10 protein-coding genes are annotated in these 10900 nt (G+C 45.2%); 2 read left to right on the forward strand and 8 right to left on the reverse strand.

Annotated features, from left to right (window positions below; translation table 11 throughout):
• Positions 1-260 precede the first annotated feature (260 nt).
• The 6 genes from AAEO50_RS04525 to AAEO50_RS04550 all read right to left on the reverse strand — a co-directional run bounded on the left by AAEO50_RS04525 (position 261) and on the right by AAEO50_RS04550 (position 5959).
• Complete coding sequence (locus AAEO50_RS04525; RefSeq protein WP_341980926.1) at positions 261-893, reverse strand: response regulator transcription factor; 633 nt, start codon at positions 891-893, stop codon at positions 261-263.
• Positions 886-1935 carry a sensor histidine kinase gene (locus AAEO50_RS04530; RefSeq protein ID WP_341980928.1) on the reverse strand — a complete coding sequence of 350 codons (1050 nt, stop codon included), beginning with the start codon at positions 1933-1935 and terminating at the stop codon, positions 886-888. Before AAEO50_RS04530 ends, AAEO50_RS04525 begins: the two co-directional genes overlap by 8 nt.
• Entirely contained in the window at positions 1932-2663 is a 732-nt protein-coding gene (gene liaF / locus AAEO50_RS04535; RefSeq protein WP_341980930.1) for a cell wall-active antibiotics response protein LiaF, read from the reverse strand. The genes AAEO50_RS04530 and liaF overlap by 4 nt, the downstream gene beginning before the upstream one ends.
• Positions 2664-2773: 110 nt before the next feature.
• Positions 2774-3427 (reverse strand): PspA/IM30 family protein, encoded by a 654-nt coding sequence (locus AAEO50_RS04540; protein WP_341980932.1) that lies wholly within the window; start codon positions 3425-3427, stop codon positions 2774-2776.
• A 237-nt stretch (positions 3428-3664) separates the two neighbouring features.
• Positions 3665-4009 carry a flagellar basal body rod protein gene (locus AAEO50_RS04545; RefSeq protein WP_341980934.1) on the reverse strand — a complete coding sequence of 115 codons (345 nt, stop codon included), beginning with the start codon at positions 4007-4009 and terminating at the stop codon, positions 3665-3667.
• Between the two features lie 168 nt (positions 4010-4177).
• Positions 4178-5959 (reverse strand): M3 family oligoendopeptidase, encoded by a 1782-nt coding sequence (locus AAEO50_RS04550; RefSeq protein WP_425383156.1) that lies wholly within the window; start codon positions 5957-5959, stop codon positions 4178-4180.
• Positions 5960-6483: 524 nt separating this feature from the next.
• Here AAEO50_RS04550 and AAEO50_RS04555 point away from each other — a divergent pair.
• Positions 6484-7215, forward strand: coding sequence for a TspO/MBR family protein (locus AAEO50_RS04555; protein WP_341980939.1), 732 nt, complete (start codon positions 6484-6486; stop codon positions 7213-7215).
• 79 nt (positions 7216-7294) lie between these two features.
• Positions 7295-7438 (forward strand): hypothetical protein, encoded by a 144-nt coding sequence (locus AAEO50_RS04560; protein WP_341980941.1) that lies wholly within the window; start codon positions 7295-7297, stop codon positions 7436-7438.
• A gap of 110 nt (positions 7439-7548) precedes the next feature.
• Here the strand turns inward: AAEO50_RS04560 and AAEO50_RS04565 are convergent, their stop codons facing one another.
• Positions 7549-9411 (reverse strand): sodium:proton antiporter, encoded by a 1863-nt coding sequence (locus tag AAEO50_RS04565; protein WP_341980942.1) that lies wholly within the window; start codon positions 9409-9411, stop codon positions 7549-7551.
• Positions 9412-9532: 121 nt separating this feature from the next.
• Positions 9533-10861 (reverse strand): oligosaccharide flippase family protein, encoded by a 1329-nt coding sequence (locus AAEO50_RS04570; protein ID WP_341980944.1) that lies wholly within the window; start codon positions 10859-10861, stop codon positions 9533-9535.
• Between the last annotated feature and the right edge of the window lie 39 nt (positions 10862-10900).

Genomic DNA, 10900 nt, shown 5'->3' on the forward strand with positions numbered 1-10900 from the left:
GATCGTAAGGGGAGAAATTATCTGTTAAAGAGAGTTTCGAGAAGGGAGAGAGGAGATAAACGTGATTATATGTGCGATATTTCGAATATATGTGCGAAATCTCAGATATATGTGCGAACCACCGATTATTCGACAAAAGACAACACCACCTGCACAAGCTGGGTGTGATTTTTATTTGACTATTTCCTAGTGACTGCACCCTCATTTCACAAAACTCCCATCGCACATAAAAAAACCCAAAAGCATCAGCTCCCGGGTCGTCATTTCACTAAATCGTGTTTAAATGCATAGATCACAGCCTGCGTGCGGTCCTGCACACCAAGCTTGGATAAAATATTGCTTACATGAGTCTTCACTGTCTTCAACGCGATGAACAGTTCATCCGCTATTTCCTGATTTGTCTTCCCCTGAGTCATCAGCAGCAGGATTTCAAGCTCGCGGTTGGTCAGCTCTTCGTGAGGCTCGGAAACATTCCGCTGCCTCATCCTGGTCATCATCTTTCCTGTCACTTCAGGCTCGAGGATGGATTGACCGTGATGGGTTTTTCTGACGGCGTCGGCTATTTCACTGGCTTTGGAGGTTTTCAGCATATAGCTGACCGCACCCGCTTCGAGGGCAGGGTAGACTTTGTCGTCATCCAGGAAGCTGGTGACGATGATGATCTTTGCCTCAGGCCACTTTTCCACGATCTCCTTCGTCGCCTGGATCCCGTCCATTTCCTTCATTACAAGGTCCATGAGGATGATATCCGGACGCAGTTCGAGCGCCAGCTTCACGCCTTCTTTCCCATCAGACGCTTCCCCCACCACTTCGATATCAGACTGCGCTGACAGATAAGACGATACTCCGATCCGCACCATTTCATGATCATCTACAAATACGACTTTAATCATTTTCTTCACCTACATTCTCTACAACCGGCACTTTTACCTCTAGGCGTGTGCCTTTATTCGGGATACTGATAACTTTACATGTTCCGCCTATTTCAATGGCTCTTTCTTTCATATTCTGAAGTCCGTATGAACTCGTTGCTTTCGACTCGTTGACATCAAAGCCCTGCCCGTCGTCGACTACACGCAAAATAATGATCGATTCCCTTTTGATCAGCAGCACTTCAAGTGACGAGGCTTTTGCATGCCTGAGTGTATTTGACACAGATTCCTGCAGGATTCTGAAGAGGTGATCTTCGACTCCCTTGTCGAGCTTCATGTCTTCGATCTTCCACTGAATTTCCAGAGGGACCTTTTGTGATAATTCGACCAGGAGCTCCTTCATTCCTTCTTGAAGGTTTTTCCCTTTTAACGCAACCGGGCGCAAATGAAGCAGGAGCGCTCTCATTTCGAGCTGTGACTGATGAATCATCTGCTCCACCATCTTGAGCTGTTTCTCTTCCTGCGGCGTTCGTGTCGATGACGGCGTTTCGGTGATGGCTGACATGAGCATGGATGCCGCGAACAGCTGCTGACTGACGGAATCGTGAAGCTCCCTGGCTAAACGGTTACGCTCCTGGGACACGATTTCCTGAATCCTTTTTTCCTGTTCTTCCGCTTTTTCATTGGCCAGCTTCTGTGAGTATCTCGCCTGGTCGGCAAGGTGCTTTCCTAATGTGTCTACCTTTTTCCAGATGTGCTGAAGTTCTGTAACCGATGACTCTGCGGGTGTGAACGTCCTGCCCTGTTCCACATGCAGGAGTGCATCTTCAATTTCATGGAGCTGCTTTTTGTGAATCCAGCCAGACCTGAATCCGAAGACCATTCCTAAAATAATGCTGACCAGCACGATGAATCCGATGCCCGGAATATCCATTACTTCAACTTCCCACAGCAATGACCAGTCATCAAGGGGATACAGGTAGAAGAATGAGACAGACAACACAATCAGAACGCTGAGTGAAAAAAGCAATCCAGCTGCAAGCTGCTTCCCGACTGTACTCATATTCTCTTCACCTCTAAATCTCCAATCCAGAGGGAAGTCACTATTTTCACCCGCTGGACGGCTGTCTCGTAGCCGGGTGTCTGATAGTAGAGGGATTGGTTGATCGCTTTCGGTTCCACTTTTTCAAAAATGCCAATGGAACCCGCCAGCACTGAGTGGTGTATGCTTACTTCCACATCATACGGGACAAGGATTTCCACATTCCCTAGGATATTGCGGACCGATACGACCGAGGTTCCTTTCGGAAGGACCGTATTCCCCATATCAATGACCGAATCACCGATGATCCCCTGAATGTTGATGTCATTCCATTCAAATACATCCTCAGGTGTGCGCTTAGTACCGAACCATTCATTTTGAAGGGCTGATTTTTTCATGATCAGCGGTTCCTGTGATTGAGTGAACGTTTCCTTGATGGACGGTGCTATATATTTAGGATGTTTTTTCGAATCGGCAAAGCGCATGATAATAAAAATTAAGATGGCAAAAAGCAAAAATTTGAAGGCCACTGTATTAAAAATATTGATTCCTAAACTGATGACCCCGAACCAGAACAGGATCTTTCCTGATTTCTTATGAATATTCTTGCGGCCGAAATAAATAGCGAAAGCCGCGATAAAAAGAAAGACCAGAACCCCCCCGTCATAAAAGGAGACTTCCAAAAGGATAAGTAATGTTCCGATGAGTATGATCCAGCTGATTCCGTCTGAACGCAATCGATTAAGCAAAGGGGGTTCCTCCTTTCGTGAGTTATGTATTCATCGTTCCCCTGGCAGTATGAAAGAGGGTGAGCCCTTGATCAGGCTCCCCCTTTTTACTGTTAATAGAATACCATGTTTTAGGAAGGAATGGCTTCTGTTTGTTCTTTTTTCATTTCTTTTTCTAATGTTGCGATTTTCGCGTCGATTGTGTTGCGGTAGTAAGATGAATTGACGCCGTGCTCCAGCTGATCTAAGTATGTTTCGATTTCATCAAACTTGGAGAATGATTCGTTGTTGTAGCCTGTTGAAGATTCCAGGACGCTGTTCATCTTATTATGTGCCCGTGCAATGTTTTCTCTTCCCATGAGCTCCATTCTCTTGATGTACATATCCTTCAGCTTGTGCTTCATTTCTTCGTACTTTCTTTCCAGTTCATCAAGCTCTTTCACCGCTTTCCCCTTGAGGTCCGCGATGCGTTCTGAGCGCTCTTCGTAGTATTTCTGTTCCTGAAGGGCAAATTCATAAAGCTCTGTTTCGTTTGCCTTTGAAGCCACTTCTGCCTGGGATTTTCTTTTTTCGGCAAGTTTTGCTGCCTGCTGGTATTCTTTTGTAAATTCTTCTTTTAGAAGGTATTGTCTTTCTACCAGCTTTCTTACTTTTTCTACTTCTTGCTCGCATTGTCTCAGGTAATGGTTCAGGACTGCGATTGGGTTTTTCTTCTCTTTTTTATCTAATGCTTCGTGCAGGTCGGACATGACTGTGTTTTTGATTCTTTGGAATAAGTTTGTCATTTTATTTTCTCTCCTTTTGATTGTTGTGAATAACTTTGAATACCGCTTTTGATTTCCGTGCAAGACTTCGCTTTCCGCGGGTAGCTCGTGAGCCTCCTCGGCAAGCCTGCGGGGTCTCACATTAGCTACTTTTCCCGCAGGAGTCTTCGTCTTGCACTCCAATCAACGCTGGATAGACCTTAAAATCCTTAAGACATTCAACACTTTTTGTCTAAAGATAAAAATTCACTCTGAAACCTAGTTCTTCAACTGTGACCATTCTCTTTCGAAGTTGGTGAATGGGTCGTTTGATTTTTGTTCGATGATGATGTCTTCTTTTTTCCAGTTTTTATAGATTACGTAGAGGACGTACAGTGCGACTAGACCGATGATGGCTGGAAAGTTTGATACGGTGGCGTTGAATGCCGCCAGGCCGATCAGGGCCCAGATGACCTTTTTGAATGTCGAGTCTGTTTTTAGGAACGCCTTGACGCTGTAATACATGATTACCAGGGAGATCGCGAGCCCCACGATTGGTCCTAAATTGGCAAGCAGCACGATCGCTGCGATCCCTCCCGCTAAGAGCAGTCCAAATTTTTTCATATGGTGTTGCCTCCTTTCTTCTTCATGTCTCTATCCTATCTATTTTCCGGATTTCCCATAACGAGCTCTGGCTTTATTTTTAACTAAGACCTGAGGCTTAGCGGGAGTAAGTCTACACAAAAAAGCCCGTCCCTACTGCATTAATGCAGTGAGGGACGGGCCTTCGACTTAGTTTGTCAGTTCAAGGAATTCATCTACATCCGCGATGCAGAGCTTGATGCCTTTTTCCCAGAATGCTTCCTGGGTGATGTCTTCCCCGAGGTGCTTCATGGCGAGATCTTCGACGTTCATGATGGCTGTGTCGCGAAGCAGGGCCATGTACTTTTCTTCATAATTCTCACCAGACTCGAGGGCCTTGGCGTAAATACTTAAAGAGAAAAGATAGCCGAAGGTGTACGGGAAGTTATAGAATGGTACACCCGTGATATAAAAATGCAGCTTGGATGCCCAGAAACGCGGATGGCCTTCTCCGAGCGAGTCGGAGAATGCTTCTTTCTGCGCTTCGACCATTAATTCGTTCAGCTTATCAGCGGAAACGATTCCTTTTTTACGCTCTTCATAAAAACGGGTCTCAAATAGGAAACGGGCATGGATATTCATGAAGAACGCCACGCTTCGCTGCAGTTTGTCTTCGACAAGGGCGATTTTTTCTTCCTTCGTTTGTGCTTCCTTAACCGCTGCATCTGCAACGATCATTTCAGCGAAAGTGGATGCCGTTTCCGCCACGTTCATTGCATAATTGCGGTTGAGCGTGTGCATCGGACGCAATGCGTAGGAGTGGAACGCGTGTCCTAATTCATGTGCAAGCGTTGATACATTTGACATGCTGCCTGAATACGTCATGAATATCCGTGATTGGTCACTCATCGGGAATGACGTACAGAACCCTCCAGGACGTTTGCCGGCACGGTCTTCAGCTTCAATCCAATTGTCTTCGAATGCTTTTTCGGCAAAGCCGGCCATTTCCTCTCCGAAGCGTGAAAATTGCTTTAAAATGAAACGGGCTCCTTCATCGTAAGTCATTGTGCTCGTCGACTCGGCAACAGGTGCATCCTGGTCGAACCAATCGAGCTTCTCTTTTCCCAGCAGCTCGGCTTTCCGATTAAGGTACTTCACAAAAGGATCTTTGTTTTGCGAAATGGCCCCCCACATCGCATCGAGTGTTTCCTGCTTCATGCGGTTGTACTCGAGGGGTTCTTTCATGATGTCATCCCAGCCGCGCTTTTTATAGACACTCAAACGGAAGCCGGCTAAATGATTAAGCGTTTTTGCAAATAGTTCTTCGTTCTGCTTCCAAGCATTTTCTAATTTATCGAAGATTTCTTTTCGGGTTTTCTTATCCGGGCTTGACAACAGATTGTTCGCCTGTCCTACTGACAGCTTTTTGCCGTCATGTGAAATCTCCATGGAGCCGACGATCGTATCATACATCTGGCCCCAGCCGTGGTAACCATCAACTGCAAGCGCACCGATCAATGCCTCTTCCGTGCTTGATAATTTGTCTTTCGCCTTTTGTCTCCACTCATTCAGTACAAAGCTGATTTCATTTAACTGTTCGTGCTGAAGCAGTTCATCCCATACTTCTTCCGAGCTGTCAGAGAGCTGCTGTTGAAATCTGGTAAATACGGACGAGAAGTCCGCACTGATGCTCGTAATTTCCCCTCTCAGCTCATCCGCTTTCCGGTCGTGCATATTCTGCGCTTCCAGACAGCTGACAAATGCTCCCGCTTGCCGCAGATACAGCATTACTTCTTTGGCCTGTTCAATCAAATCCCATACCAGATCCGCATCTCTGCCTGATTGCGGCGGGTGAAATGCGAATGCATTCTCTTCAAAGTGTGTTTTCTTTTCTTTCAGTGTTTCAAGGTGTTCCCGGAATTCCTTGGACTCACTTCCGCCTTGGAAAAATACATCTAAATCCCATACATCTGAATATGTAGTGTTCATAATTGCCCCCTAATGTTTATCTATATACCTATCTTAGTATAATTCTCGATTTACCTGTTGAATCCTTCTACAATTTTACAGATATTTCGACTCTCTAAGAAAAGATTACCTTCCTGTATTTGGTGGAATAGTATTTAAAATGATCTTCTAATACCGCAGTTGATTTCCGTGCAAGACTTCGCTTTCCGCGGGTAGCCCGTGAGCCTCCTCAGTCGTTCCTCCCTGCGGGAAGAAAAGCGGAGGGGCTTTGTTCAGAGGCGGGTGGCATAAGGCGAAGCGGCCACGAAGGCGTTCTTTGCCTTCTTGGACGGTTTGACTTATGACATGTGCCTCTAAGCCCCAGAGCTGGACAAGTCTCACATTAGCTACTTTTCCCGCAGGAGTCTTCGTCTTGCACTCCAATCAACTGCTAGAAAAGTTTTATACAACAACTAGCTTTAACAGAGCTTTAAAAAAAGGACTTGAAGGCCATTATAAAAATTCCTTTTATTCTCTAACCCCAAATATTCAAGTCAGGAGGATTCCCTTTGAAGAGATTATTACTAAACATTTCAGCTTTTGCACTGGTGATTCTTATGAACACACTTGCTGTCACATTGCCACTTAATGATCAATCGACTTCGGAGATCAGCAATAGATTGGACATTCTATTGACACCGGCCGGTTATGTCTTCTCGATTTGGAGTTTGATTTATCTGCTGCTGGCAATGTGGATTATTCGGCAGTTTCCGAAAAGCCGCCGAAATCTCCCCCTTTATCTAAATACAAGCGGGCTGTTTATACTGAGCTGTCTGCTGAATTCCGGCTGGATTCTTGTCTGGCATTACAATTTCTTTCTGGTTTCGGTCTTTGTCATGATCGGTTTGTTTCTGACCCTCGTCGCTCTTTATAGGGCAGTTAAACATACAGGGCCCACTCTTCTGGATATCGCACCATTTTCAATTTACATGGGATGGATCTCCATCGCGATGATCGTCAATGTCCTCTATTACTTCACAGACATCGGCTTGATCGGTGAAGGAAGTGCAGGGTTTTACTGGTCACTCGCCGGTTTGCTGTTCGCGGCTGTTCTTGCCATCGGGGTAAGAATCGCCCAAAAAGATTGGCTGTACCCGCTTGTCTTTGTTTGGGCTTTTATCGGAATCGGCATAAAAAATGCAGGAGAACACCAGACATTCGCTTACACAGCTTACATCCTTGCCCTCATCATCCTGCTCGCCGCCCTCTTTTACCGGAAGGCCCGTCCCTCAGTGCGTTAAAGCGATAACAGGGCGAGCCTTACGAGAGGTATAGAATCACCGCTTCTGACTGACATTAAGTTGGAGGGGGTGTTTTTATATGAGAAATGATCAAAGCCGTGGTAAGAATCAGGCGGCTTCTGGAACCGACATTGATGAGGTGAAGAAGCTGAACAGTGAGTCCGGCTTGACCTATAATCAGGTGAAGCAGCTTCTTGGCAAGCAGTACTTCAATAAAAAATGATGGAAGTCCTGGTTCCTATTTTTCAACTGACCGACAAATGCTGTTTTATAACGAATAAAAGCGCCGACCTGAAAAGTCGACGCTTTTTCTGTGGATGTATTCCTATCCTCTTATTTTTCTTTCCCTTCCTCACTCTTTTCACGCTGCACCGCAAGCTTTTTATTTATTTTTTTCAATTCCTTGCAGCGCTGGCTAAGACTTACCACGACATCTCCTTGTTCTATTTTAGGAGAAGCACCTTCCGTGAAGAATTCGATTCTGCCTGAAGGCTTGAGGGCGAATAATAACAGGGTATGTTCATCACGTTCTTTGATATAGGACTCGAAGCTGTATTTTTCGGTGATGTTTGTCTTCCTGAACACATCTCCTCTTTCAACCCTTTTATTCAATTCTTCCCAAGTCACATTTTCCTGGAAGAGAATCCGTCCGCCTATCGTATGGACCATATCTTCCAGGTCCACTTCACCCTGGCTGCGCAGGCTTAACTGGAAGAGGTTATTCCTTCCGATTTCAGGAACGAACGTTGTACAGACAAGAGCATTATATGAATCCAGTTCGGTTGCAGCAATCATGTATTCATAAGGCGTCAAATCCAGATAGTACTCTGTCTGCTCCGAAAGAATTTCTCCTTTGTAAAAAGGAACCCCAGCCTTCCGCGCCTGAATCAGCCGCTGCCAGGATGAATCAGCAATCAGTACTGTTATTTTCAATTCCTGAAGTGTTTTCGCCAACTCTGTGCTGAAGCTGCTGCCGCCGACAATGACGACACCCGGACGCTCATCGATTGCAAGATCCAGCTTCTTCGCCAGCCATTTGATCGAGAAACCATGTGCTACTACCGTAGAGAACACAAGCGCAAAGGTCAGCGATGTGAGAATCGAAGCGTCTTCGAATCCTTTTTCCAGAAGCACTGATGCAAAGTAACTCGATACCGTCAACGCAACAATTCCCCGAGGGGCGATCCACCCGACGAGAAGTTTTTCCTTATTCGAAAGATCTGTCCCGATTGTCGACAGCCAGATCGATAATGGTCTGACAATGAATAACATTAGCAAAACAAAAGCGATAATATTCCAGTTGAATATCTTGAATAACACTTCTAGTGATAACGATGCTGTCAACATCACGAAGATAGCCGAAATCAAAAGGACTGAAATATTTTCTTTAAAGTGACGCATATCATCAATTGAGGAAATATGCATATTCGCCAGGGTCATCCCCATCACGGTAACGGCAAGCAGACCGGTCTCATGCATGATCTGATCTGATATGGCAAAGCTGGCGAGTACCAGTACAAATACGACAGGTGATTTTAAAAATTCAGGAACGTGTCCCTTTTCAAAAATAAAACCGGTAAATCGGCCAAACAGCCATCCTAATACACCAGCAAAAATGGATGCTGCGAAAAACAACAGAAGCGACATCGCATTCACATCTTCACTCATTAGGAAATTTATGATTTCAAAAGCGAATAAAGCAAGAAGCGCCCCAAACGGGTCAACTACAATACCTTCCCACTTCAGTATGGCGGCCGGTCGAGGTTTAAGCTTTGCCTGTCTAAGTAGCGGCAAAATAACGGTAGGACCTGTTACAATGAACAGCCCTCCGATGACAAAAGCAACCGCCCAGGACAGACCGGCAACGAAGTGAGCACCAAGCGAACCGAGAATCCAGGCAAGGAAAGCACCTATGGTGACAATCCTGAAGACTGGCTTACCAAGTCCTCTCACTTCGCGGAAATCCAGGTTCAAGCTCCCCTCGAATAAAATAATGGCAACTGCCAGTGAAACAATTGGTTTAAACATTTCACCGAAATCGTCTTTTGGATCGATCACCCCTAATATCGGGCCCACCAACAGGCCTGCGAGGGACATGACGACGATAGCTGGCATCTTAAACCTCCAGGCCACCCATTGTGAAGCAATACCCAGCACGCCTACCAGCATTAAATTAAATAATATTGAATCAATCATCGCGTTCTCCTTTGATGTAAAAGTAATATACTCTGCTTATATAATTGCATTATGCTTATGGAACATGATAATCGGAAAGGACGATGGTTGCAAAAGATAAGGGACCTCAATCTGTTTTAGTTTACATTTTCACGAGCGATTTTAACCAAATAGTCGTTTCCAATTCCCTGCACACCGTAATATAGTGGAGCAGCGCACTTAACACGGCACCCGCATTCAACCCAATGATCACACCGTTCATCCCAAACTCAGGATTTGATCCAAGTATGTAAATCAGGCTGAACGAGAAAATACTTGCCCACACCGTATGAATCAGTGCATCCTTCACAAGCCCGAGCCCAATCAAAAAAGCCTGCAGCGGCAGTACTAGAAAATGAAAGAAAAAATACGGCCATAATAACTTGAGATAATAGGCTGAAGTAACAGAGTGAAAAAACGTCGTAGTGATGTAATCCCCAAGCAGATAATAAATCACAACTGCCGGCACACCATATCCTAGTGTTATCCACATCACCTGTTTCAAGTGCTGCAGTATTCCCTCCACATCGTTTGCAGAAGCCTTCTCAGAAATCGTAGGTATAAGGACAATCAATAACGAAAATGCGATAAAGGACGGAAAGAAACCGATGGTAAGCGCTATTCCGGCCATCATCCCGAAGTGTTCATTCGCTTCGACCGCTCCCATCCCTGCGTGAACCAGGGCCAGCTTTATCAGAAAAGGCTGGACGGCATGGGTGAAAGCATGAAAGATCCTCAGAACGGTGGTCGGAAGGGAGACGGATAAAATTGATTTCCTCATTTCACTCTTCGATAAAGAAACATGATCCGTGCCTTCCTTCCTTTTACCCTTACGATTAAGAATATAAGCCTGTATCAAATAAATAAAAACAACAGCCTCACTTGCGACGAGCGTACATAAGGCAATAAAGATGGACGTATCACTTGTGAAAGACAGGAATTGATAAATCGAAACCAGCAGTACCAGCTGAATTCCCTTGCGCAAAAAATTAGCGGCAGCTATCTTCCGCATTTGCTGAACCCCCATAAAATACCCTCTTGTAATCGAGGTAAAGGCAACTACAGGAATCACGGCAAGAATCAACCAGCGGATCCCGGGGTGAATCCCTTCGAATAACGGTGTCCACATATATACAAGCACCATCGCCACAAGGAGGATAATCGTCGTCAGCAGGGCAAATCTGAACACATACTGAAGCATCGCCCTATGGTGCTTTTCATCTTTTTCCGCAATGAACTTCGATAAACTGATCGGCAGTTCCATACTCGAAAGGATCACCACTAAAAAAACCGTCGGCAAAATCGACATATATGTACCAAGACCCGCTTCCCCAAGTTCACGGGCCAAAATCATATTGATCATAAACTCGACCAGCTCACCAAAAAAAGCTGTTATCACAAGCACCAATGTGCCTCTTAAAAACAAACTCATAGATCCCGGACCACCTTCAAATGAGATGTTTAATTCTAT

This window comes from Rossellomorea oryzaecorticis, from assembly GCF_038405515.1.
Taxonomy (GTDB): domain Bacteria; phylum Bacillota; class Bacilli; order Bacillales; family Bacillaceae_B; genus Rossellomorea; species Rossellomorea oryzaecorticis_A.

Bases quoted from the DNA above. Each gene is read 5' to 3' on its own strand.
- AAEO50_RS04525 (WP_341980926.1), bottom strand. From the start codon at position 893: ATGATTAAAGTCGTATTTGTAGATGATCATGAAATGGTGCGGATCGGA.
- AAEO50_RS04530 (WP_341980928.1), bottom strand. From the start codon at position 1,935: ATGAGTACAGTCGGGAAGCAGCTTGCAGCTGGATTGCTTTTTTCACTC.
- AAEO50_RS04540 (WP_341980932.1), bottom strand. From the start codon at position 3,427: ATGACAAACTTATTCCAAAGAATCAAAAACACAGTCATGTCCGACCTG.
- AAEO50_RS04545 (WP_341980934.1), bottom strand. From the start codon at position 4,009: ATGAAAAAATTTGGACTGCTCTTAGCGGGAGGGATCGCAGCGATCGTG.
- AAEO50_RS04560 (WP_341980941.1), top strand. From the start codon at position 7,295: ATGAGAAATGATCAAAGCCGTGGTAAGAATCAGGCGGCTTCTGGAACC.
- AAEO50_RS04565 (WP_341980942.1), bottom strand. From the start codon at position 9,411: ATGATTGATTCAATATTATTTAATTTAATGCTGGTAGGCGTGCTGGGT.
- AAEO50_RS04570 (WP_341980944.1), bottom strand. From the start codon at position 10,861: ATGAGTTTGTTTTTAAGAGGCACATTGGTGCTTGTGATAACAGCTTTT.